The sequence below is a fragment of the Amycolatopsis sp. TNS106 genome (genome assembly GCF_019330265.1).
Lineage (GTDB): Bacteria > Actinomycetota > Actinomycetes > Mycobacteriales > Pseudonocardiaceae > Amycolatopsis > Amycolatopsis lurida.
Map to the genome: position 1 here is coordinate 8,642,712 of NZ_CP024972.1, position 21,988 is coordinate 8,664,699.

The window sequence follows — 21,988 nt, forward strand, 5'->3', positions numbered from 1 at the left end:
CGGAGCTCAGGAGATGCGTGGAGAACTTCGACGTCACCGGATCGCGGGTGCGGTGCTCGCCGGTGCCTGTGCGGCGGCCACCGTGGCCTTCGCCGGACCGGCCACGGCCGCCGAGGGGCAGATCCGCGGCGCCGGTGTGCCGGGAGCCGTCACGGACGGGTACATCGTCTCGCTCAAGAGCGGCGACGCCGGACTCGCGGCCAAGTACGGCGGCCAGGTGAAGGCGACCTACACCGCCGCGCTCAACGGCTTCTCGGTGAAGATGACCGAGGCGCAGGCGAAACGCCTCGCCGCCGACCCGAACGTCGACTTCGTCCAGCAGGACGCGGTCGCCCACATGACCGGCACCCAGACCAACCCGACCTGGGGCCTGGACCGGATCGACCAGAAGAACCTGCCCCTGGACAAGAAGTACACCTACCCGAACACCGGATCCGGGGCGACGGTCTACGTCCTCGACACCGGTGTCGACTACCGCCAGGCCGAATTCGGCGGCCGGGCGACCAGCGGGTACGACTTCATCGACAACGACAGCGACGCCCGCGACTGCCAGGGGCACGGCACGCACGTCGCCGGTACCGTCGGCAGCGCCACCTACGGTGTCGCCAAGGGTGCCAAGATCGTGTCGGTCCGCGTGCTGAACTGCCAGGGCAGCGGCCAGTACTCGCAGATCATCAGCGGGATCGACTGGGTCGTGAAGAACGCCAAGGGACCGTCGGTGCTCACCATGAGCCTCGGTGGCCCGGCCGACTCCGGGGTCGACGCCGCCGTGCGCCGCGCCGTGTCCGCGGGTATCACGAACACGGTGGCCTCCGGCAATTCCAACACGGACGCCTGCTCCACCAGCCCGGCCCGGGTTCGTGAAGCCATCACCGTCAACGCCACCCAGAGCGACGACCGCCGCTCGACGTTCTCGAACTACGGCAGCTGCACCGACATCTTCGCGCCGGGAACCAGCATCACCTCCCTGCGCAACGGTGGCGGCACCCAGCAGATGAGCGGTACCTCGATGGCGACGCCGCATGTCGCCGGCGCGGCCGCGATCTACCTGACCTCGAACCCGTCGGCCACCCCCGCCGCCGTCGCCTCCGGTCTCGCCAACGCCGCCACCAGCGGTGTCGTCACGAGCCCGGGCACCGGTTCGACCAACAAGCTGCTGAACGTGGCGGGTCTCTGATGCGGCGCGGCGTGCGGGCCGGTGTGGTGGCCGTCGCAGCCACCGCGCTGGCCGCGCTCGCCGCGGGCAACGCCCTCGCCGCGGAGGCGGAAGGCGTTGTCGTGCAGGCGAAGCAGCACTACGGCGATCAGTACATCGTGGAGCTTCACGATGTGAGCACGCTGGCGGTCGAGCAGTCCTCGGCCGCGCTGACCGGTCGCTACGGCGGCGAGGTCCGGTCGGCGTACAAGAACGTGTTGCGCGGGTTCTCGGTCAAGGGCATGTCCGAGCGGCAGGCTCGGCGGCTCGCGGCCGACCCGGCGGTCAAGGCGGTCTACCAGGACGGCACCGCGCGTGCCGTCGGCACGCAGACCAACCCCACCTGGGGACTCGACCGGGTCGACCAGAAGAACCTGCCGCTGGACAAGAGCTTCACGTACCCGAACACGGGTGAGGGCGTCACCGCGTACGACCTCGACACCGGGATCAACCCGGAGAACCCGGAGTACGAGGGACGCGCGTCCGTCGGCAAGGACTTCTTCGGCGGCAACGGGAAGGACTGCAACGGGCACGGCAGCCACACCGCGGGCACCATCGGCAGCAAGACCTACGGCGTGGCGAAGAAGGTCAAGCTCGTCGGGCTGAAGGTGCTGGGCAACGACTGTTCGGGCAACGGGCCGGACTCCGGCATCATCGACGCGGCCGAATGGATCACCGCGAACGGCACCAAACCGGCGGTGGCGAACCTGAGCCTCCGGATGGATCAGGCCGGGGTCGGCGACGACGTCATCAAGAAGTCCATCGCGGCGGGCTTCGTCTACGTGGTGGCGGCGGGCAACGAGAACCAGAACGCCTGCAACGTCAGCCCCGCCAGGGTTCCCGAGGCGATCACGGTCGGCGCCTCGGACCAGAGCGACAACAAATCCTCGTTCTCCAACCACAGTTCGTGCGTGGACATCTTCGCCCCTGGCAGCAACATCACGTCGCTGTCCACGTCCAACGGTGGTTCGGCGAACATGAGCGGGACGTCGATGGCCACGCCGCACGTGGCCGGGGCGGCGGCGCTGTACCTCGCCGCGAACTCCGGTGCCACCGCGCAGCAGACGCGGGACGCGCTGGTGAACAACGCCTCCGACGGCGTGCTCAAGGGACTGCCGTCCGGCACGGTCAACAAACTGCTGAACGTGTCGTTCATCGGCGGCGGTGGCCCCACGCCGACGTGCGGGGTCAAGTCCAGCACGACACCGGTGTCCATTCCGGACGCGGGTGACGCGGTGACCAGTTCGGTGACGCAGGAAGGCTGTGACGGGAAGGCGTCGGCGACGCTGCCGGTCAAGGTCGACATCGCGCACACCTACACCGGTGACCTGGCGATAGACCTGATCGGGCCGAGCGGTGCGGTGTTCGGCCTCAAGCAGGCGGGAGGGATCGGCGAGGCGACCGGCGTGCACACGTCGTACACGGTGAACGCCTCGTCCGAACCGGCGAACGGGACCTGGAAACTGCGGGTCCGTGACGTCTACCGGTTCGACACCGGGACGATCGAAGGCTTCTCCATCACCTTCTGAGTCCTTGCGAACGGCGGTGCGCCGCGGTCACGATGACCGCGGCGCACTGTCGTTTTCGCTGGGAGGCTTTGCATGGAGTCCTTTGACGCCGTGATCGTCGGTGGCGGGCACAACGGCCTGGTGGCGGCGGCCTACCTGGCCGGGGCCGGCCGCTCGGTACTGGTGCTGGAACGGCGCGACGAGGTCGGCGGGGCGGCGGTCTCCTTCCGCGCCTTTCCCGGCGTCGACGTCCGGCTGTCACGGTACTCGTACCTGGTGAGCCTGCTGCCGCGCAAGATCATCGCGGACCTCGGGCTCGGGCTGGACCTCCGGCGGCGGCGGATGTCTTCGTACACGCCCGTCGGCGACGGCGGTCTCCTTGTCGACACGGGCGACGACGGCCGTACCTCGGCGTCGTTCTCCGCCCTCACCGGGTCCATAAAGGACTTCGAGGCGTGGCGGCGCTTCTACGCGATGACGGCTCGGGTCGCGGAACGGACGTTCCCCACCCTGACCGAACCGCTGGTGTCCAGGGAGGAACTGCGCTCGGGTATCGAGCCGGAGGCGTGGGACGCGCTGTTCGAACGGCCGATCTCGGAAACGCTCACCGGGATGTTCGGCGACGACGTCGTCCGCGGTGTCGTCCTGACCGACGCCCTGATCGGCACTTTCGCCGGAGCCGGCGATTTCCGGCAGAACCTGTGCCTGCTCTACCACGTGATCGGCAACGAGACCGGCGACTGGGACGTGCCGGTGGGCGGGATGGGCGCGGTGACCGGGGCGCTCGCGTCGGCCGCGTATTCCGCCGGGGCACGGCTGACGACCGGCGCCGAAGTGCTGTCGATCGACCCCGGTGGCTCGGTGCGTTACCGGCTCGGCGACGACGAGTTCGTGGTGCGTGGCGGTCACGTGCTGTCGAACGTCGCGCCGCGGACGCTCGCGCGGTTGCTGGGGGAGGAGCCGCCGGAGGCGCCGGAAGGCGCGCAGCTCAAGGTGAACATGGTGCTGTCACGGTTGCCGCGGCTGCGTGATTCGAGCGTCGATCCGCGGGAGGCGTTCGGCGGGACGTTCCATGTCAACGAGGGCTACGAGCAGTTGGCGACGGCCTACGCCGAGGCCGTGGCGGGCCGGATTCCATCGCTGCCGCCGTGCGAGATCTACTGCCATTCGCTGTCCGACCCGTCGATCCTCGGCCCGGCCGAACAGGCCGCCGGGGTGCAGACGCTGACGCTGTTCGGCCTGCACATGCCCGCGCGGCTGTTCGAGGGGCGCAACGACGCGGCGCGTGACGAGGCCCTGCGAGCAACTCTGTCCTCTTTGGACAGTGTGCTCGCCGAGCCGATCGAGGACTGCGTGCTGCGTTCGCCGGACGGCGGATTGTGCGTTGAGGCGAAGACGCCGCTGGATCTCGAAGCCGAACTGGGGCTGCCCGCGGGACACATCTTCCATCGAGATCTTTCGTGGCCCTATGCCGCGGACGCCGCTCAGGTGGGTCGCTGGGGTGTCGAGACCGCGCACGAGCGGGTGCTGCTCTGCGGCGCCGGAGCCGTGCGGGGCGGCGGGGTCTCGGGCATCCCCGGCCACAACGCCGCGATGGCGGTGCTTTCCAGCGCGTGAAGGCCCCCTTCCCTCGGCTCAGCCGAGGGAAGGGGGCCTTCACGCACTTGGCTGCTTACTGGACGGTCAGGGTGTACGTGGCGGTGGCGGTCTTACCCGCCGAGTCCGTCGCGGTGACGGTCACCGGGTACGTGCCCCGCTGGAACGGTGCGACCACCTGCATGGTCGAACTGCCACCGCTCGAGATCGTCTTCGGGTTGAAGAACGGTGCGAACGGCAGTCCCTGCCCGGACGCCGACAACGTGATCGTGCCCGTGCCACCGGTGGCGGAAACCGTGACGTTGCTGAAGAAACCGGGCTGCGAGGTTCCGCTGGTGGGGCTCAGGCCCACCTTGAGCTCACCCGGTTGCGGCGTGCCGTCGCCGACGGTCAGCGTCAGGTTCGTGGTCGCGGTGTCCGTGGTGCCCTTGCCCGAGATCGTGACGGCGTAGTCCTTTTGGGCCGTCCCGGCGGGCACCTCGATGCTCACCTTCGCCGACTCGCCCGAGTTGATGGTCGCGGGCTGGAACGTGGCCGTCGCGCCCTCGGGAAGTCCCGAAGCGCTGAGATCGACCTTCTCCGCACCGTTCTTGCCCGGCTTGCTGGTCACCGTGGCCGAAACGTACTTGCCCGGCTCGACCTTGAGGGCCGACGGCGTCACCCCGAGCGAGAACGTCTCCGGGTTCTGCGGCTCGCCGATCTGCTGCTTGACCCAGTCGCCCATTTCGTTGTTGAGCCTGCCGTACACGCTGTACCACTTGAAATCGCTGCGGCTCCAGGACGCGACGCCGACGACCTTGCCGTCCACGATCAGCGGCCCGCCGCTGTCGCCGGGCAGGATCGTGACGCGGCCGTCGCTGTAGCCGCTGCAGATCATCGTGGCGTCCTTGAAGCCCGCGCCGACGCCGCTGCAGTTGCTGCCCTGGACGATCGGCAGCGTGAACTTGTGCAGTTCGACGTTGCGGGTGTCGTCGTTGTGGTCCTTCTTGCCGTAGCCGAGGCCCAGCCCGGACTTGCCCGGCTTGTGCAACTCCGTGTCGGCCGAGGTGGCGACCTTCGCGTACTGGCCACCCGGCACCGGGATGTCGGCGTCGGTGGTGACCACCGCGACGTCGTAACCCTGGTCGAAGTTGACGTACTTCGGGTGCTTCTCGTAGCTGATGACGCCGATCCGCGTCCCGCCACCGGCGTTGAGATCGTCCAGCCCGTACAGGAAGGACTTCTCGCCCGCCGCGTCCTTGCAGTGCGCCGCGATCAGGATCTTGCGCGGCGCGACGACCGATCCGGTGCAGGTCTGGCCTTGCGGCCGCGTCCCGCCTTCGCGCAGGCCCGCGATGATGAACGGGTAGTCCCGGACCGAGGCGGGGGTGCCGCCGATGGAGTTCGTGTGCAGTCCACCGGGGACGACCGCTTGATCCGTCGGGGTGACGGCGGGCAGGTTCGCGGCGGCCGCCGGAGCGGGCAGGAGGACCGAGAGGCAGCCGAGGGTGGCGGTGGCGATCCCCAGTAGCCGTTGTCTTCTGTTCACGGTGGTTCCTTTCCAGGTGGCTGGAAATCACTTTCCGCATGTGCACCTGGCGGAACAACCGAGGAAGAAGCCCGTAGGGGTACGGAACTAATGCACCCCGTCGCCGGTGAGCAGCTCGATACTGTGGTCACCGGTGCGCTCGACGTCGAGGCCCGCCTTCGTCAGTACCCGCATCAGTTGCTCCACAGTGGACGGTTCGCTGCGCGACTTCACCAGCTCCGCGGCCAGCCGCCCCTTGTACGCCTTGTTGAAGTGGCTCACCGTGGTCCGGTTGCCCTTCGCGTCCTCGGTCACGACGCGCACGGTCACCGCGTCCGGGCGGAGCTTCGCCAGCGCCGAGTAGGTCCCGGACCGCAGGTCGACGACGAGACCGTCGACGGCTTGGAGCGCCGGTTCGAGGACCGGCTTCCACACGCTGCGGACGGTGCCGAGCGACGGCAGCGTGTTCCCGCCCGAAAGCCGGTACGCGGGGATCGGGTCGGTCGCCGCGACCACCCCGAACAGCGCCGAAGCGACGGCGAGGCGCTTCTCGGCCTTCGCCAGCGTCGCCTTGGTGAAGGACTTCACGTCGAGCGCGTCGTAGAGGACTCCGGTGTAGCGGCGCAGCGCGGGCATCGTGGGCGAGGTCCACAGCTCGGCGTTGCGGGCGACCTCGTCGGCCTGCCGCGGCGTGATGCCGAGCGCGGCGACGCTGGCCGGGACGTCGGCGGCCAGTTCGGTCAGCGCGTCGGCCAGCTTCGCCCGGGCCGGGTTCAGCTCCGGGAACGACAGCGCGTCGAGGTCCAGCGGCGCGCCGGTGCCGCCGGCGGCCTTGGTCTCGGAAGGGGGGAGGAGCACGAGCACCACGGAAGCGTAACTAAATGGAGTGCGTCACCCCGAGGCGCGGGCTTAGCCTCATCCACATGAGCCTGATCTGGCGCCCGCTGACCATGGACGACATGCCGCGACTGGCCGAGACCTTCGCCGAGGCGGAGCGTGTCGAGCCGATCGAGGAGCACTACAGCGCGGAGGACCTCGCCGAAGAGATCGGTTCGCCGACCGTCGACCTGCCGACGGCGTCCACCAGCGCCTGGGACGGCGACACCCTGGTCGCCTACGGTCTGCTCCGGAAACGTGACGCGGCGGATCCGGTGCACATGATGCGGGTCGAGACGCTGGTCCACCCCGCGTACCGCGACGACGCGATCGCCGCGCACCTCACCGGCTGGTTCGAGGAGGCGGGCAAGGAACTCCACGCGAAGTCCCACCCGGACGTACCGCTGGAACTGCACGCCGCGGCCAACACCAAGCAGCGCTGGCTCTCCGAGGTACTCGTGGACGCCGGGTACGAGCACGCCCGGTGGTTCGTCGACATGCGGGCGGACCTCGGCTCGATCCCGCCGGCCAAGCCGCTGCCCGAAGAGTTCCCGCTCGTCACGTACGAACAGAAGTACGAGGCGCTCACGCTGCGGTCCCGTAACGAGACCTTCGCCGACCACTGGGGGAGCACGGAGCAGTCCCCGGAGGCTTGGCGCCATCTGGTGGTCGGCGCGAAGGACTTCCAGCCGGACCTGTCGTACCTGTTGCTGAGCTCGGACAGGGAACGGGTGGTCGCGATGGTGCTGAGCGTGCATTTCGCCTCTGATACGGCCGCCACCGGCGTGAAGGATCTGTACGTCAGCCACGTCGCCACCGACGCGAGCTTTCGCGGGCGCGGGATCGCCGGCGCGCTGCTCGGGTACACGCTCGGCCAGGCGAAGGCCAAGGGTTTCCAGCGGGCTTCGCTCAACGTCGACCAGGACAACACCCATCGTGCCCTCGGCGTCTACGAGCGCGTCGGGTTCAGCGAGTTTCAGCGCTGGGCCGGGTACGTGAAGCCCGTTCCGACCTGACCGGTTGTCACCCGAAAGGGCGGATTTCGGTACAGTCGATCTTCTCGGATGAGATCGCTGGGGGTGGTAGGGCGTTGCCGGTTTCCGCACGCCTCGGCTGGCACGACCTGCCGTCGGCGACGCGTGACGCCGTGGAGCGTGAGCTCGGGTCGGTGGTCCGTCGTTCGTTGTGGCAGACCCCGGAGTTCGACGGCGGTGTCGCCGCGCGGCTCGAACTCGACCGCGGTCATGGCTGGGTCTTCCTGAAGGCGATCCCGGCGGGCAGCCCGCGCGCGGGCGGCTACCGGACGGAGGCCGCCATCGCGCGACGGCTTCCCCTGGAGGCGCCCACGCCGAAGCTGCTGTCCTTTGTGGACGGCGAGTGGCTGGTGCTCGCGTTCGCCGACTTCGACGGCACCAGGCCGAACCTGCGGCCGGGATCGCCGGACCTCTCGGCGGTACTGGCCACCTTCGGCGCGCTCGGGCGCACGCTCACGCCGTGCCCGCTGCCCGACGTCCCGGACGCTCTCGACGATCTCGGCCCGCTCCTGCGCGGCTGGCACGAACTGGCGAAGGAACCGCCGGACGACCTCGACGGCTGGGCCGTCCGCAACCTCGACCGGCTCGTCCAGCTGGAGACCTCCTGGCATCCCTGGTCGGCCGGTGACACGTTGCTGCACAACGACATCCAGCCCGAATACCTGGTGCGGACCGGCCCGGGCCGGGTGCTGGTCACCAACTGGCGTTACCCGGCGCGGGGCGCGGGCTGGCTCGATCTGGTCGCGCTCGTCCCGTACCTGCTCGACGCCGGGCACGAGCCCGCCGACGTCGACCGCCTGCTCCGGCGGCGACCCGTGCTGACCGGTGTCCCGGTCTGGGCGGTCACCGCGTTCGGCGTCGCGCTGGCCGGGCACGCCGAACGAGCGTCCCGGCTACCGGAACCGCCCGCGACGACGGGTGTCCGCGCGGCGCAGCGTCGTCTCGCCGCGGCGATGCGTGACTGGCTCGCTTACCGGACGCACTGGCAGTAGCGCCTCGCTCGGCTCGTGAGCGCCGACGTGTGTCGCGAAAGCCACTTTCGCGACGTCAGGTGTCCCGAAAGTGGCTTTCGCGACATCGGCCTCGACCAGAGCCGCCGCTACTTCACTGCGGCCGGGACCCCGTTGCGAAAGCCACTTTCGCAACCTTCAACGTTGCGAAAGTGGCTTTCGCAACGCCACCGGCGGGGGCGACACCTCGGCGCGGGAGACAGGGCTCGTGAGTGGCCAGGACGGTTCTAACCGTCTTTACCGCTCACGAGGTTCAGCGGCTCCTGACCGGCGGCGTACCGGCGCAACTGCTCGGCGACCAGCCGCTTCGCGCGCGGGTAGAACGACGCCGACCCGCCCGCGATATGCGGCGTGATGATCACTCCCGGCGCGGTCCACAGTGGATGCCCGGCGGGCAGCGGCTCCGGATCGACGACGTCCAGCGCGGCGCGCAGCCGCCCGGAGACGGCCTCGGCCGTGAGCGCGTCGGTATCGATCGCCGAGCCTCGCCCGACATTCACCACCAGGGCACCGTCCGGCAGCGCCGCGAGCTCCGCGGCACCGAACAGACCCATGGTCGCGGGCGTTTCGGGCAGGATCAGGACCACGATGTCGGCGGACGGCAGCAGTTCCGCCAGCTCGCCGACGCCGTGCACACGCTCCGCGGGCCGGGCCGTGCTCGCCACCCTGGTCACGATCGCTTCGGCCGCGACCAGCTGCCGCTCGATGGCCTGGCCGATCGAGCCGTGGCCGACCAGCAGCACCCGGCTGTCGGCCAGCGACCGCGTGTGCTCGCGCTCCCACGACGCCGTCGCCTGCTGCGCGAACCAGCGCGGCAGATCCCGCTGCGACGCGTGGATCAGCGCCAGCGCGTGCTCGGCCACGCTGAGGTCGTGCAGGCCGCGACCGTTGGCGAGCCGCACCCCCGCCGGCACCAGCGGGATCAGCTTCTCCACCCCGGCCGACAACGACTGCACGAGCTTCAGCGACGGAAGCCGCGAGAGCAGCTTCATCGGCTCGGCGCCGGTGTCGTACGGCAGCACGTAGACCTCGACGTCCTCGAGACCCTCGTCCGGCAGCGGCCCCCAGCCGTCGTAGAGCCGTGCGCTCAGGCCCTCGGGCAGCTCGATGTCGGACCAGGGCAGGATGGCTCGCTCCGTCATGCCGCCATTCTGACCATCGCGGCCTGCCTCAGCCCTCGTGGGTGGCCACGCAGAATTCGTTGCCGACGGGATCGGCCAGCACCGTCCAGGCGAAGCCCGGCATCTCGTGCCTGTCCAGCTTCTTCGCGCCCAATCCGATCAGACGCTCCACCTCCTTCTCCATGTCGTCGGTACCGAAGTCCATGTGGACCCGGTTCTTGCCCACTCGCTCCTCGGGCACGCGCTGAAAGGCGAACACCGGCCCGTTCTCCTTCTTGGCGTGCAGGATCAGGAACTCGCCGTCGTGGTCCTGATCCACCTCGACCCCGAGCGCCTTCGTCCAGAACGCCGCGAGCCCGCGCGGATCCGCGCAGTCGATCGTGATCATGCCCAGTTCGATTCCCATGGCGGCACGTTAGCGGTGGCCACCGACAAAACCGGGCGCCCGCGATAACCGGTTGAACCGGCCCGGGGCGGGGTGACTACGCTGCGCAGAACGTCTCAGCACGTAATTCCAGCGAGGAGCCCAGAAGTGATCACCAGGATGTCGTCGTTGTTCCTTCGCACCCTGCGTGAGGATCCGGCGGACGCCGAGGTACCGAGCCACCGGCTCCTGGTACGCGCCGGCTACGTCCGCCGAGTCGCTCCGGGCGGCTACTCCTGGCTGCCGCTGGGCCTGCGGGTGCTGCGCCGTATCGAGAACGTCGTCCGCGAAGAGATGAACGCCATCGGCGCGCAGGAGATCCAGTTCCCCGCGCTGCTGCCGAAGGAGCCTTACGAGGCCACCGGCCGTTGGACCGAGTACGGCGACGCGTTGTTCCGCCTCAAGGACCGCAAGGGCGCCGACTACCTTCTCGGCCCGACGCACGAAGAGCTCTTCGCGCTCACCGTGAAGGGTGAATACAGCTCGTACAAGGACTACCCGGTCGTCCTGTACCAAATCCAGACGAAGTACCGCGACGAGGCGCGCCCCCGCGCCGGCATCCTGCGCGGCCGCGAGTTCGTCATGAAGGACTCCTACTCCTTCGACCTCGACGACGAAGGCTTGGCCAAGTCGTACGAGCTGCACCGCCAGGCCTACACGAAGCTGTTCGACCGTCTCGGCATCGAGTACGTCGTCGTGAAGGCGACCTCCGGCGCGATGGGCGGCTCGGCCTCCGAGGAGTTCCTCGCCGTCGCCGAGACGGGTGAGGACACCTACGTCCGCAGCACCGAATCGGGGTACGCGGCCAACGTCGAAGCGGTCACCACGCCCGCTCCCGAGGCCAAGCCGATCGAGGGCCTGCCCGAAGCGAAGGTCCACCACACGCCGGACACCCCGACCATCGAGTCGCTGGTCGCGTTCCTGAACAACGCCGGCCTCGGCCGCACCTTCACCGCCGCCGACACGCTCAAGAACGTCCTGGTGAAGACCCGCCAGCCGGGCGCGAAGGAGTGGGAGTTGCTGGCCATCGGCCTCCCCGGCGACCGCGAGGTCGACACGAAGCGTCTCGAAGCGTCGCTCGAGCCCGCCGAGTTCGAACTGCTCGAAGAGGCCGACTTCGCCAAGAACCCCTTCCTCGTCAAGGGCTACATCGGCCCGAAGGCGCTGAAGGACAACGGCGTCCGCTACCTGCTCGACCCGCGCGTCGTCGACGGGACCGCCTGGGTCACTGGCGCCGACGAGCGCGACCACCACGTGGTCGACCTGGTCGCGGGCCGCGACTTCACCGGTGACGGCACCATCGAGGCCGCCGAGGTCCGCGAGGGCGACGCGTCGCCCGACGGCAAGGGCACCCTGGTCGCCGCGCGTGGTATCGAGATCGGGCACATCTTCCAGCTGGGCCGCAAGTACGCGGACGCGTTCGAGCTCGACGCGCTGGGCCCGGACTCCAAGCCCATCCGCATAACCATGGGTTCCTACGGCATCGGCGTCTCGCGGCTGGTCGGCGTGCTCGCCGAGCAGAACCACGACGACCTCGGCATCGTCTGGCCGCGCGAGGTCTCGCCGTTCGACGTGCACGTCGTCATCGCGGGCAAGGACGAGACGGTCGCCGCGGGCGCGGAGAAGCTCGCCGCCGAACTGGACGCCGCCGGCCTCGAGGTCGTCCTCGACGACCGCAAGGCCACCCCCGGCGTGAAGTTCGCGGACGCCGAACTCGTCGGTGTGCCGACGATCCTCGTCGTCGGGCGCGGCCTGGCGAACGGTGTCGTCGAGGTCAAGGACCGCCGCACCGGCGACCGTGAAGAGATCGCCGTCGACGCGGTCGTGGAGCACCTGGTCAAGCTCGTCCGTTCGTAGCGTCGACCGTCGGGAATCCGGCACGTATCTCGGCGGCCCGGCTTCCCGTTGGCCGCGTCGCCGGTCCGCCGGGTACGACCCGGTACGAGGACGGCCCGGCGCCTTGCCGGCCGAAACCCGGACTCACCGAGAAACGCACCGCATTCCCGACGGAGGACGCTGTGTTCGGCAAGAAGCGCCGGGATTCCCCGGGCTACGAGGACAACGCGGCGCTGGACGGGTTCGGGGGCTACCAGCCCTCGGACTCGTCTGGCTACACGCCTGCTCCCGAGACACCGGCTCCAGCCGAACCGGAGCCGCAGAAGCCCGCGAAGCAGCCGATGTCGCGGAGCGGGCGAAGGGCCATGTACGGCTTCTTCGCGACGATCGGTGTCATTGCGGTCGCCGCTCTCTCGAACACCAGCGACCGGTCTTCGGACAGCAGCGCGCCGACCACCCGGGCCCCGGTCGTCTACACGCCTTCGCCTCGGGTTGTCGCGCCGCCGGTGACCGAAGGCTGGCAGTCGGTGGCCGGCAAGGACGGCGTCTACGCCTACGACGTCCCGCCGAACTGGATGCCGAAACCCGGCACGATCCACGGCTGGGAGAAGGGCACCCAGGTCCCGGGCATCACCATGGTCGCCAGTGCGTTCGTCGGCGAGGGCTACTGCCCGCAGGAGAAGCGGAGCAGGCTCGGCGGCGCCGGCGTGGCGAACGTGAAGGTCTCCGATCCCGTCGCCGCGGCGCGGAAGGCGGTCGACGACCTCGCCGTCAGCGCCTACAACCCGGAGAACGGCCCGCTGACCGCCAAGATCACCCCGGAAGCGCCCCAGCCGACCGAGTTCACCCTCGGTACCGGCAAGAAGGTCCCCGCCAGCATCGTCCTCGCGGAGGTCGTCACCCCGCCGGGCCCGTGTGGCGCCCAGCGTGCCCTGGTCGGAGTGATCGCGCCGGAGCTGGGCGACGCCTCGGCGGCCCTGGCCGTCTATTCGGGCCAGGACGCGCCGGGCGGTGCGGATCGGGAGCTGATCCTGAAGATCCTCAAGACCTACCGGGGTGTCCCGGAGGCCGACCGCAAGACCATCACGCCGCCGCCTTCGACAGTGCGCTGAGGCTTCTTGCCCGCTCGCGCGAGCTTCGCCAGCCGCAGCAGGCCGGTGTTCGGCAGGTACGCCCGGCCGAGCGCGATCCCGATCCGCGGCAGATCCGCCTCGTCGCGGAACGCGAGGTACAGCGGCACGTGGCGCGGCTGGAACTTCGCCTTGAACGCGTGCAGCGAACGGAAGCCGTAGAACGGTTCCATCATCGTGCCGAGCGCGTCCAGCACCCGCTCGACGGCGTGCGCGGGTTCGCCGGAGCTCGCCAGCGGGGCGCCGGACAGCGAGACGAACTTCGCGCCTTCCTCGCGGAAGGCCAGGCACGACGACGCGATCAGGAACTCCATCGACGGGCGGAAACCGTCGGCGCGTTTGCGCATGACGTCGAGTGTCCAGCCGCCGATCGCGCCCGCGCCGGTGTGCACCGGCAGCCACGACGTCACGCCGTGGACCACGCCGTCGGCGTCCACCGCGAGACCCACGCGGGTCTCGGGATCCATCGCCTCGTCGACGCCGCCGAGGGTGAAGCCCATTTCCGGCATGCCCTTGTCGCTGATCCACTCCTCGGAGATCGCGCGGACCTGCGAGATCACCGCCCGCGGCTGGTCGGCGAGCCGGACGAGCCGGAACTCGATGCCGTCCTTCTTGGCCCGGTTGAGCGCGGTCCGCACGTCCTGCCAGCGCTTGCCGCGGAACTCGAGGGTCTCCAGTTCGATCAGGGTGTCCTCGGCGACCTGGACCTGCTTCCAGCCGAGTTCTTCGGTCTTGGCGGTGGTTTCGCCGGTGGCGGAGAACAGGCACGGCACGAGACCGGTGTTCTCGCACATCGTGATGAACTCGGCGATCGTCCGGTCGGCGGCACCGTCCGGGGCGATCGGGTCGCCGAGCGCGATGGCGACCCCGGCGTGCCGCCGGTAAGCGAGGTAGGACTTGCCGTCCGCGGCCACGAAGTACGAGTTCTGCGGCCAGGTCGTCATCCACGAAAGGGTGCTTCCGCCGTGGCGGCTGAGCAGCGTGCGGGCCAGCGCGGGGTTGCCCATCCGGCCGAGACGGCGGCACTTCCGCCGCGACGGCACGCGGAAGGCGCCGCGCGAAGAGACCAGCAGGGCGAATTCGACCGTCCAGAGGAGGTTGTCCACGAAGAACAGCGGCGGATCCACCACGCCGGCGTCCTCGCCGAAGATCTCCGCCAGGGTGAGCACCCCGCCGTAGACCATCACCTGCAGGATGACGAACGAGGTCAGGATCATCGCGCACCACCAGGCGACCTGGCTGCCCTTGCGCAGGCCGTTCAGGATCGGCACCACGATCAGGCACAGGACGACGACTTCCCAGGTGGACAGCGAAAGCTCTTCGGACGAACCGAAGGGGCCGTTGCCCGGCACGAAGGACATCACCAGTTCGGCGACCGTCAGGACCAGCAGACCGGCCATCACGTAGAACCGCCACTCGCGCAGGCTGGGCCGCCGTTCGCGCGAGGAGTCCTTGGCGCCGAGGAACTTCCGGCCGAACGGCAGGGCGAGGACGAGGGCGAAGAAGTGCACGAGGTCGGCGAGCGTGCCGACGAAGATGATCGCGACCCCGGCGTAGACGCACAGCCCGGCGCGCAACCGCAGCCGCCACGGCGGACGCAGGGTGGCGCTGGCGACCGCGACCGCGGCGAGCGCGCCGCCGGAGAACCCGACGTCGAGGCTGCCCGCGACCCGCTCCGCCCATTCCCAGCCGGAGTTGCGGCTCAGCGCCAGGAACTGGACCGCCACCAGCACGCTGACGAACTGGCCGCCGATGGTGACGGCCATCGCCCGCCGGGTGCCGAGCCGCCATTCCGCGAACCCGGCGAACAACGCGAAGCTGAGCACCATCGGCAGGTAGTACAGCGGGACGACCGCGAACAGCGGTCCGGTGAACAAGGTCCACCACCGGCCTGATTCGAGCGACGGCAGCCCATACGCGATGTACGGGTACACCGCGCGGTCCTCGGCGGCCGACCAGAGCGCGCCCGTGGCCAAGGCGAGCGCGAGCATGGTCAGCGTGACGAGGCTGGTGAACGGCAGCCGGCGCCTCAGCACCGTGATGATCTTGCGCGTCCGGCCCGGCGCGGCCGTCCCGCTTCCCCCTTTTGGCATGGAACTCAAACTAGGTGCGGGAGGTGCCCGGACACATCCGGCACGGGACCCATTTTTCCCTTAGGGGAGTGCTACTCGCGACGGATGCTCTCACCCATCTTGAGGACGACACCGCTGGCTATCGCGCCGGGGATCTCCTGGTCCGCCAGTACCAGGAGGACGTGGTAGCGGCCTGATCCGGGCAGCGCGCGCAGCGGGAGGGCGATCGCGGTGATCGCGACCGACGGGGCGGGGCACGGCCCGCCCGGGGCGGGGACGACGGTGGTGGTCACGGCGGTGGCGGTCGCCCCGCCGTCCAGCACCGGCACCGGCCCGGTTTCGCCGACCTCCGTTTTCGGGGAACGCCCGTACGCCGCTTCGGCCCAGCGCAGCGTCGTTTCCTCGGCGGCCTGGGCGAGACCGCCGACTTCGCCCTCGTCGATGGTGGTGAATCCCGCCGTCGCGCGGGCCGAGAGATCGGTGCTGGGGCAGAACGCGCGGCGGAACCGCGCGACCCCCTGCAGGGTGACGAGGTCCCCGGCCGGGGTCTCGTAGCCGATGGCGACGTCGGGTTCTTCGAGTTTCCAGTCGGGCGGGACGTCGTAGACGAACGGGTGATCGTCGGACACCACCGGTTGCCAGCCCGCGATCACGGGCCGGATCCGCGTGGCGGGTGCCGGATCGGGCAGGACGAGGTCCTGGGCGGACGGCGGTGGAGCCGCGGTCTTGGCCTGGTAGGTGGCCGTCGCGCCGACGGCGAGGACGGCGGCCAGCCCGAGGATCCCCAGCGCCGGCCTGAGGCGGAGGCGACGGCGGGACGGAACGGCGTCCAAGACGACCGGAAGAGGCCTCGTCTGCTCTGCTTCGGCTTCGAGCGGCTGCCCGGTGAGCGGATCGACGAAGCACGGCCGAGGTTCGTCGCTCCGCCCACCGGGGCCGGTCATTGCTGCGGCCTCAAACTCGCGAGGATCATTTGCGCGTCCGCTTCGGGCAGGGCGTCCGGGGTGCCCTGGTCGAGGACCATCACGAAGCAGATGGTCTGCTCACCGACCTTGAAGGCCGCTGAAGTGACCTTCACGCTCGGAGCCCGGCAACCTTCGCCTTCGCTCGGGGTGAACGAAGCGGAGGAACTGAGCGCCTGGATCGTGCCGCCGGCGATGGGTATCTGCTTGAGTTCGGGCAGCGGCACGTCGGCCTTGCCGGTGGCGGACTGGATCCAGAGCCGGACAGCGCCTCGGGCGGCGTTCTCGACGGGGATCTGGTCCGCGGTGGCGAAGCCGACCAGTCCCCGGTGCGAACCGCTGACGTCGGGGCAGGCGCCGAGCTTGTACCTCATCGCTTCGTGGATCACCATCTTCAAGTCGCGCTCGGTGTTCCCGGTGACATAGCCCGGCGAGGTCTCCCAGCCCGACGGGGGCAGGTCGTACGCGGTTTTGTCCTTCACTGACAGGATCCCCTGCCAGCCGGGCGTCGTCGAGGGCACTTTGTTGTCCTTCGGGGCGCCACTGCTCGAGGACGGCGGCTTCGACGCCGAAGACGACGGCGGCACCGGCGCGGAGGAAGGCGGCGGCCCGGCCTGGGGCTGCGGCTCTTCGCCGTCACGCAGCACGAAGAAAAGCGTGGCACCGACGGCGATGACCAGGACCAGCGCGCCGAGGCCGATCCACAGCCCCTTGTTGCCCTTCTTCGGCGGCTCCGGCGCGAAACCCTGGTACGTCTGCTGCGGGAACTGCTGGTAACCCTGGTACGGCTGCTGGGCGTACTGGGGCGGGTAGCCCTGCTGCGGGGGTTGCTGCTGATAGGGCTGTTGTGGTTGCTGCTCCGGCCAGCCGTTGCCACCGCCTGGGTATGCCATGAAACGAGCTTAGGCGGTGTCCTGCAAGTCCTGTTCGCGGTCTCCGCACCGCCAGGAACCACCTGGATCACGAAGCCCATCGAACAGACTTACCGGACACCGCCTAGTTAACGTCCCCGAGCACGGCCGCACGCACCGCTGCCAGATCGGACAGGTCTCCGAGCACGGTGTGCGCGCCCGCGTCGGCGAGTTCCTCCGCACTGAACTGCCCGGTCGCGACGGCCACCGCGACGGCGCCGTTGTCGAGCGCCGCCCGCACGTCGTCCGGGGTGTCGCCGATGACGACGACCGACGCGGGCGCGAACTCGGTGCCGTGTTTCGCCGAAGCGTGGCCGACGGCGGCGGGCACCAGATCGGGGCGGTGCGCCGAGAGCGAGCCGTAGCCGCCGATCTCGAAGTCCACGTGCTCGTGCAGGTCGAACGCGGTCAGCTTGTGCACGGAGATCTCCGGCAGATTCCCGGTGACCAGTGTCTGGACGATGCCGCCATGGGTCGCGAAGGCGTTCAGCGCGTCCTTCGCGCCCGGGAGCGCCCGGCCGCTCGAAGCCAGCGTCGGGGCGTGGCTTTCGGAGACGGCGATCAGCGCGAGCCAGAGCTTGCGAACGTTCTCCTCGGTGGGCTCGACGCCGTGCGAGGTCAGGATGTCGGCGCTGATGGCGCGTTCGGTGCGGCCGCCGAAATTCGGCATCGCCCGTAGCTCGACGCCGGCGACCTCGGCGAGCGCGGTCGTGTACCAGGCGGCGCCGACGCCGCGCAGGTCCACGAGGGTCTGGTCGATGTCCCACAGCACGAGCCGATGCGGAGTAGTCACGCGGCCGACGGTACCGGTGAGCTAATTCAACGTCTGTTGACTTCTGCGGGCGGGGCGCCTACCTTGGCAGCTAATTCAACAGATGACGAATAAATGGAGGACGGTCATGTCGAACCGTCGCCCCGCCGGGGCCTTCGCCTTACTAGCCGCGCTGGCCGGTGCGCTGGTCGCCGTCGTGCTCGGTTTTCTCACCTTCGGTGCGCAGGCCACCGTCGCGCCCGACGGGCTGCCCGTCGCGGTGGCCGCGCCCCCGGGGCCGCTCCAGACGGCCGCGAAGGGAATCGCGTCCCATGGCGGAGACCAGGTCTCGTGGCGGGTGACCTCACCCGAGGAGGGCCGGAAACTGCTGGAGGACAAGGAGGTCTACGGCGTTCTCGAACTGCCGTCGACGGTCGTGGTGTCCGGCGCGGTGAACCCGTCCGGAACGCAGATCGCGCAACAGGCGCTGACCGGTGCCGCGCTGGCGATGGGCGGGACGCCGAAGGTCGAAACGCTGCATCCCGCGAGCGCGGCGGGCCGGGTCGCGCCGCTCGCGCTCAGCGCGCTCGCCTGGGTCGGCTGCTTGGCCGCGGGCGCCGTGCTGATCCTCGCCGGACGGCGGATCGGCCGGGACGTGGGAGCCGCGGCGCGTTTCACGCAGATCGTTTCGGCGGGCGTGCTGGTCACCGGGGTGCTGGCCGGATTCCTGAAGCTGTGGGACTCCGCGCTCCCGCTCGGCTGGGACGTCCTCGGCTTCCTTTTCCTGGCCTCGACCGGGTTCGCCGCGCTGCAGACCGGGCTGCTGCGGTTGCTCGGCGTGCGGGCGATGGCGATCCTCGGCCCGCTGTACCTGATCGCGCCCGCCGTCGCGGGTCAGGTGCCGGAGCTGCTGAACCCCGCGTACCGCGCGGTGCTGTGGTCCTGGACGCCGTTCCGCTTCGTCGAGGAAGGGCTACGGAGCCTGCTGCAGGGCGTGCCCGGCGCGCCGGACGTCGCGACCGGGGTGTGGGTGCTCACCGGACTCCTCGCGGCGGGGCTGGTGCCGGCGCTGTGGCCGGGCCGCTCAACCCTCCAGAAGGCTGAAGCGGACACGCCGGACCGGGTTGTCCAGGTTGGTGTCCACTAGGCAGACCGACTGCCAGGTGCCCAGCGTCATCACCCCGCCGAGCACCGGGATCGTCGCGAACGGCGGCAGCAGCGCGGGCAGGACGTGGTCACGGCCGTGACCGGGACTGCCGTGCTGGTGCCGCCAGCGGCCGTCGCGGGGGAGCAGTTCGTCGATCGCGGTGAGCAGGTCCTCGTCGCTGCCGGCGCCGGTTTCGAGGATCGCCAGCCCGGACGTCGCGTGCGGGACGAAGACGTGCAGGATCCCGTCCTCGGCGTCCGCGTCGCGCAGGAAGGCCTCGGCGTCCTTGGTCAGGTCGTGCACCACGGCCACGCTGCCGGTGCGCACCTCGATCTCCGTGGAATACATGCTCTTCACGGTAGTGCCCCGAAGCGCGCGACGTAGTGCCAGACACGTTTGAGGGCTTGCTGGTCGACACCGCGGGCTTCGCCGAGGACACGCGGGTCGAGGTAGCCGTCCTCGGCCAGCGCCAGGCCGAGTTCGACGAATTCGGGACCGCGATACCCGGGGTGCCGTTCGAGTTCTTCGGTGGACAGGCGGAAACCGGGATGCCATTCGACCGGGCAGCCGAGTCTCGACGCCGCCTTTTCGACGTCGGTGCCCCGGTGGCTCGGGTCGAGAACGACGGCTTCGACGTCCTTCGTGAGATCGACCGGGCCGTGGACGTGAGCCTCGACGTAGTCGTCGAGAAGATCGGCGTCGCACTGGTCCGCCAGTGCGATCAGCGCGGAAACCCTGGTGCCGCAGCCGAAATCCGCCGGGTTCAGCACGCTGTCCGGGTAGCAGAACGTCGTCCGCGCGACCGTGTGCGCGGCCATCCGGAAATGGGCGGACCCGAATCTCGGCGCGCCGCCGACCGCGCGGCGGCGGAAGTTCAGGGCGCCGTACTTCGGCCGTTCGGCGGGCGGAGCGTCGTCGTAGGCGCCGCCGAACATCCGGCTCTCCCAGTGCCAGCGGTCTCCGCCGGGATACGCGGTCAGTCCTCCATTGCTCGTCCCGGTTTCGAACTGATTGCGGTAGAACCCGTCCTCGGCCATCGCCGCCAGCAGCGGCCGTCCGTCCACTGTGGACCTGTCGGGATGGAAGTGCAGGGTCACCGGCAGCCCGGCCGCGTGCCCGCCGCGTGCTTTCGCCGCGACGTACGCGAGGGCCCGCCGATTCATCAGCCGATTATCAGGCGTTCCGCCGGGCGAGGGCGACCAGATATCGGACCGGTTCGCCGGTCGGGTTGACGTAGGCGCACGGCTTGGGGGTGCCGAGCTGGAGGCAGTCACCGGCGTCGAGTTTGTGTTCGACGTCGCCCTCTCGGAAGCGGAGATGCCCGTCGAGCACCCAGATCTGGTGATGGGTCAGCGCATAGGTGTGGGCGGGGAAGGCGGCTTCGGCGCCCGCGGGCAGCACGACCTCGACCAGTTCCAGTGGCCCGCCGAGCGTGGGCGAGACGGCGCGCCGCACGTACCCGGTGTCGGGGTCGGTCCAGGTCGGCTGCTCGGCGGCGCGCACGAGCCGCCGGTCGCCGTGTTCGGCGCGCGCGATCAGCTCGGACAACGTCATCCCGAGCGCGGCGGAAAGCCTGCTGAGCAGGACCGCCGTCGGCTGCGCCTCGCCCCGTTCGATCTTGCCGATCATCGCCCTGGACACGCCCGACATCTCGGCGAGGGCGTTGGCCGAGAGGTTCTGGTCGAGTCTCGCGGACTGGAGCGTCGCGGCGAGCGACGCGGACAAGGGATCCGACATGCTGCTCACTATAGTGGCAGTCTCAGCTACTATGGTCGCCATGGTGATCAGGGAAGCGACGGAAGCCGACGCGACGGCGTGCGCGGAGATCTACGCGCCGTATGTCACCGACACGGTGATCTCGTTCGAAACCGAGCCGCCCAAGCCGGACGAGATGGCCGAGCGCATCGCCAAGGCGCAGCGAGCGCACGCATGGCTTGTGCTCGAAGACGACGAAGGCCGTGTCGCCGGCTACGCCTACGGAGGCCCCTTCAGCGGCCGTCCCTCCTATCGCTGGTCGTGCGAGGTCAGTATCTATCTGGAGCTCGGCCGACGGCGGACCGGTGGCGGGCGCGCGCTCTATCAGGCGCTGCTGGACAAGCTGGCGTCGCGCGGCTTCCGGAACTTCTGCGCGGGAATGGTGCTGCCGAACGACGCGAGCGCCGGGCTGCATCGCGCGCTGGGCTTCGAGCCGGTGGGGACGTACCGGAGGATCGGGTACAAGCACGGGGCCTGGCGGGATGTCGCGTGGGTGCAGCTGTGCCTGCCGGAGGTGGATGGCGTGCCGGTGGAGCCGCGGTAGGCGTGACCGGGCGCGGGAGTGACGATGCGGGCTATTGAGGGGTAAGCGTGATCGAACCCCTGTCGCGCAGGGTGTCTTCGCCGGCTTCGCGATGAGATGGCCGCCCTGGACGGCAGGGTTCGGACTGACTTGCGGGCTGACTCCGGTGCGAGTGGTCTCTCGGCCCGATTGTGCGCCCGGTTCTCGCGCGGGTCGTGAGGGCTACCGCAGGTGAGGGGTGTGTGGAAATAGAGACGTTCAACGTCTCTATTTCCACACACCCCTCGCATCTCCGGCGGTCTGGCCGTCGTGACCGGACCGGTCACGCGGGGACCGTGTGGATTTCTGGTCATCCAACGCACCGAAATCCACACAGTGGGTCCTGGGGCCGGGCGCGGAAGGGTTCCACACCGTCGACACCGACACCGGCGACTGGATCGCCGAAGCCGAAGACGAGGAACGCCAGTGGCGCGAAGACCGCATCGACGTTGTCATCGCCGAGCACGAACGCACCCGGGAGCCGCTCTTCCTCGCCGGGGCCGTCTGGAACCAGCAGGATTGCTACCTGAGGTTCGACCACATCGTCCTGCATCGCGGACGCCGAAGAGATCGAACCGTCGCTGCGTGAAG

At 69.6% G+C, this 21,988-nt stretch carries 21 protein-coding genes; 10 read left to right on the plus strand and 11 right to left on the minus strand.

The features are described from left to right. The first annotated feature begins 13 nt into the window (after window positions 1–13). From CVV72_RS40165 to CVV72_RS40175, 3 genes are all read left to right on the plus strand, one after another. On the plus strand, window positions 14–1,177 hold the full coding sequence (locus CVV72_RS40165; RefSeq protein ID WP_219149932.1) for a S8 family peptidase: 1,164 nt from the start codon (window positions 14–16) through the stop codon (window positions 1,175–1,177). Continuing rightward, the gene (locus CVV72_RS40170; protein ID WP_219149935.1) at window positions 1,177–2,724 is read left to right on the plus strand and encodes a S8 family serine peptidase; all 1,548 of its coding nucleotides are present in this window, start codon (window positions 1,177–1,179) and stop codon (window positions 2,722–2,724) included. The genes CVV72_RS40165 and CVV72_RS40170 overlap by 1 nt, the downstream gene beginning before the upstream one ends. Window positions 2,725–2,796: 72 nt before the next feature. Then, window positions 2,797–4,320, plus strand: coding sequence for an NAD(P)/FAD-dependent oxidoreductase (locus CVV72_RS40175; protein ID WP_219149937.1), 1,524 nt, complete (start codon window positions 2,797–2,799; stop codon window positions 4,318–4,320). A gap of 55 nt (window positions 4,321–4,375) precedes the next feature. Here the strand turns inward: CVV72_RS40175 and CVV72_RS40180 are convergent, their stop codons facing one another. Then, the gene (locus CVV72_RS40180) at window positions 4,376–5,827 is read right to left on the minus strand and encodes a trypsin-like serine protease (RefSeq protein ID WP_219149939.1); all 1,452 of its coding nucleotides are present in this window, start codon (window positions 5,825–5,827) and stop codon (window positions 4,376–4,378) included. Window positions 5,828–5,914: 87 nt separating this feature from the next. Beyond that, the gene (gene yaaA / locus CVV72_RS40185) at window positions 5,915–6,670 is read right to left on the minus strand and encodes a peroxide stress protein YaaA (protein ID WP_219149941.1); all 756 of its coding nucleotides are present in this window, start codon (window positions 6,668–6,670) and stop codon (window positions 5,915–5,917) included. Between the two features lie 59 nt (window positions 6,671–6,729). Here yaaA and CVV72_RS40190 point away from each other — a divergent pair, with 59 nt between their 5' ends. Together CVV72_RS40190 and CVV72_RS40195 are read left to right on the plus strand one after the other, a co-directional pair. Then, complete coding sequence (locus CVV72_RS40190; protein WP_219149943.1) at window positions 6,730–7,698, plus strand: GNAT family N-acetyltransferase; 969 nt, start codon at window positions 6,730–6,732, stop codon at window positions 7,696–7,698. A gap of 74 nt (window positions 7,699–7,772) precedes the next feature. Continuing rightward, complete coding sequence (locus CVV72_RS40195) at window positions 7,773–8,708, plus strand: aminoglycoside phosphotransferase (RefSeq protein WP_219149945.1); 936 nt, start codon at window positions 7,773–7,775, stop codon at window positions 8,706–8,708. A gap of 245 nt (window positions 8,709–8,953) precedes the next feature. On the opposite strand, the gene CVV72_RS40200 is transcribed toward CVV72_RS40195, so the two are convergent. Both CVV72_RS40200 and CVV72_RS40205 read right to left on the minus strand, forming a co-directional pair. Beyond that, window positions 8,954–9,868 (minus strand): 2-hydroxyacid dehydrogenase, encoded by a 915-nt coding sequence (locus CVV72_RS40200; RefSeq protein WP_219149946.1) that lies wholly within the window; start codon window positions 9,866–9,868, stop codon window positions 8,954–8,956. A gap of 28 nt (window positions 9,869–9,896) precedes the next feature. Beyond that, the gene (locus tag CVV72_RS40205; RefSeq protein WP_219149948.1) at window positions 9,897–10,253 is read right to left on the minus strand and encodes a VOC family protein; all 357 of its coding nucleotides are present in this window, start codon (window positions 10,251–10,253) and stop codon (window positions 9,897–9,899) included. A 126-nt stretch (window positions 10,254–10,379) separates the two neighbouring features. Here CVV72_RS40205 and CVV72_RS40210 point away from each other — a divergent pair, with 126 nt between their 5' ends. Together CVV72_RS40210 and CVV72_RS40215 are read left to right on the plus strand one after the other, a co-directional pair. After that, entirely contained in the window at window positions 10,380–12,128 is a 1,749-nt protein-coding gene (locus CVV72_RS40210) for a proline--tRNA ligase (RefSeq protein WP_219149950.1), read from the plus strand. 161 nt (window positions 12,129–12,289) lie between these two features. Then, the gene (locus CVV72_RS40215) at window positions 12,290–13,219 is read left to right on the plus strand and encodes a hypothetical protein (protein WP_219149952.1); all 930 of its coding nucleotides are present in this window, start codon (window positions 12,290–12,292) and stop codon (window positions 13,217–13,219) included. On the opposite strand, the gene CVV72_RS40220 is transcribed toward CVV72_RS40215, so the two are convergent. The 4 genes from CVV72_RS40220 to CVV72_RS40235 form a co-directional block, all read right to left on the minus strand. Next, window positions 13,156–15,330 carry a bifunctional lysylphosphatidylglycerol flippase/synthetase MprF gene (locus CVV72_RS40220; RefSeq protein ID WP_219149954.1) on the minus strand — a complete coding sequence of 725 codons (2,175 nt, stop codon included), beginning with the start codon at window positions 15,328–15,330 and terminating at the stop codon, window positions 13,156–13,158. The genes CVV72_RS40215 and CVV72_RS40220 overlap by 64 nt on opposite strands. Window positions 15,331–15,401: 71 nt before the next feature. Beyond that, window positions 15,402–16,253, minus strand: coding sequence for a hypothetical protein (locus tag CVV72_RS40225; RefSeq protein ID WP_219149956.1), 852 nt, complete (start codon window positions 16,251–16,253; stop codon window positions 15,402–15,404). After that, window positions 16,250–17,164 (minus strand): hypothetical protein, encoded by a 915-nt coding sequence (locus CVV72_RS40230; RefSeq protein ID WP_219149958.1) that lies wholly within the window; start codon window positions 17,162–17,164, stop codon window positions 16,250–16,252. Before CVV72_RS40230 ends, CVV72_RS40225 begins: the two co-directional genes overlap by 4 nt. Window positions 17,165–17,267: 103 nt before the next feature. Then, window positions 17,268–17,954, minus strand: a complete 687-nt coding sequence (locus CVV72_RS40235) for an HAD hydrolase-like protein (protein WP_219154423.1) — start codon at window positions 17,952–17,954, stop codon at window positions 17,268–17,270. A 127-nt stretch (window positions 17,955–18,081) separates the two neighbouring features. Between CVV72_RS40235 and CVV72_RS40240 the strand changes: the two genes are divergently transcribed. Further along, the gene (locus tag CVV72_RS40240; RefSeq protein WP_219149960.1) at window positions 18,082–19,080 is read left to right on the plus strand and encodes an ABC transporter permease; all 999 of its coding nucleotides are present in this window, start codon (window positions 18,082–18,084) and stop codon (window positions 19,078–19,080) included. Here CVV72_RS40240 and CVV72_RS40245 read toward each other — a convergent pair. From CVV72_RS40245 to CVV72_RS40255, 3 genes are read right to left on the minus strand one after another with little or no spacing between them, the layout of a single operon-like run. After that, complete coding sequence (locus CVV72_RS40245; protein WP_034311078.1) at window positions 19,018–19,428, minus strand: secondary thiamine-phosphate synthase enzyme YjbQ; 411 nt, start codon at window positions 19,426–19,428, stop codon at window positions 19,018–19,020. The genes CVV72_RS40240 and CVV72_RS40245 overlap by 63 nt on opposite strands. Window positions 19,429–19,433: 5 nt before the next feature. Beyond that, window positions 19,434–20,243, minus strand: a complete 810-nt coding sequence (locus CVV72_RS40250) for a DUF3626 domain-containing protein (RefSeq protein ID WP_219149961.1) — start codon at window positions 20,241–20,243, stop codon at window positions 19,434–19,436. 10 nt (window positions 20,244–20,253) lie between these two features. After that, complete coding sequence (locus CVV72_RS40255) at window positions 20,254–20,817, minus strand: XRE family transcriptional regulator (protein WP_219149963.1); 564 nt, start codon at window positions 20,815–20,817, stop codon at window positions 20,254–20,256. A 31-nt stretch (window positions 20,818–20,848) separates the two neighbouring features. Here CVV72_RS40255 and CVV72_RS40260 point away from each other — a divergent pair, with 31 nt between their 5' ends. After that, the gene (locus CVV72_RS40260) at window positions 20,849–21,379 is read left to right on the plus strand and encodes a GNAT family N-acetyltransferase (RefSeq protein ID WP_219149965.1); all 531 of its coding nucleotides are present in this window, start codon (window positions 20,849–20,851) and stop codon (window positions 21,377–21,379) included. 316 nt (window positions 21,380–21,695) lie between these two features. After that, window positions 21,696–21,986, plus strand: coding sequence for a hypothetical protein (locus tag CVV72_RS40265; protein WP_255632415.1), 291 nt, complete (start codon window positions 21,696–21,698; stop codon window positions 21,984–21,986). Window positions 21,987–21,988 lie beyond the last annotated feature (2 nt).

Excerpts from the sequence above, each read along its gene's own strand:
- CVV72_RS40190 (WP_219149943.1), top strand. The coding sequence starts at position 6,730 with ATGAGCCTGATCTGGCGCCCGCTGACCATGGACGACATGCCGCGACTG.
- CVV72_RS40205 (WP_219149948.1), bottom strand. The coding sequence starts at position 10,253 with ATGGGAATCGAACTGGGCATGATCACGATCGACTGCGCGGATCCGCGC.
- CVV72_RS40220 (WP_219149954.1), bottom strand. The coding sequence starts at position 15,330 with ATGCCAAAAGGGGGAAGCGGGACGGCCGCGCCGGGCCGGACGCGCAAG.
- CVV72_RS40225 (WP_219149956.1), bottom strand. The coding sequence starts at position 16,253 with ATGACCGGCCCCGGTGGGCGGAGCGACGAACCTCGGCCGTGCTTCGTC.
- CVV72_RS40250 (WP_219149961.1), bottom strand. The coding sequence starts at position 20,243 with ATGAATCGGCGGGCCCTCGCGTACGTCGCGGCGAAAGCACGCGGCGGG.
- CVV72_RS40200 (WP_219149946.1), bottom strand. The coding sequence starts at position 9,868 with ATGACGGAGCGAGCCATCCTGCCCTGGTCCGACATCGAGCTGCCCGAG.
- CVV72_RS40245 (WP_034311078.1), bottom strand. The coding sequence starts at position 19,428 with ATGTATTCCACGGAGATCGAGGTGCGCACCGGCAGCGTGGCCGTGGTG.
- CVV72_RS40260 (WP_219149965.1), top strand. The coding sequence starts at position 20,849 with ATGGTCGCCATGGTGATCAGGGAAGCGACGGAAGCCGACGCGACGGCG.
- CVV72_RS40170 (WP_219149935.1), top strand. The coding sequence starts at position 1,177 with ATGCGGCGCGGCGTGCGGGCCGGTGTGGTGGCCGTCGCAGCCACCGCG.
- CVV72_RS40230 (WP_219149958.1), bottom strand. The coding sequence starts at position 17,164 with ATGGCATACCCAGGCGGTGGCAACGGCTGGCCGGAGCAGCAACCACAA.
- CVV72_RS40240 (WP_219149960.1), top strand. The coding sequence starts at position 18,082 with ATGTCGAACCGTCGCCCCGCCGGGGCCTTCGCCTTACTAGCCGCGCTG.
- CVV72_RS40165 (WP_219149932.1), top strand. The coding sequence starts at position 14 with ATGCGTGGAGAACTTCGACGTCACCGGATCGCGGGTGCGGTGCTCGCC.
- CVV72_RS40175 (WP_219149937.1), top strand. The coding sequence starts at position 2,797 with ATGGAGTCCTTTGACGCCGTGATCGTCGGTGGCGGGCACAACGGCCTG.
- CVV72_RS40255 (WP_219149963.1), bottom strand. The coding sequence starts at position 20,817 with ATGTCGGATCCCTTGTCCGCGTCGCTCGCCGCGACGCTCCAGTCCGCG.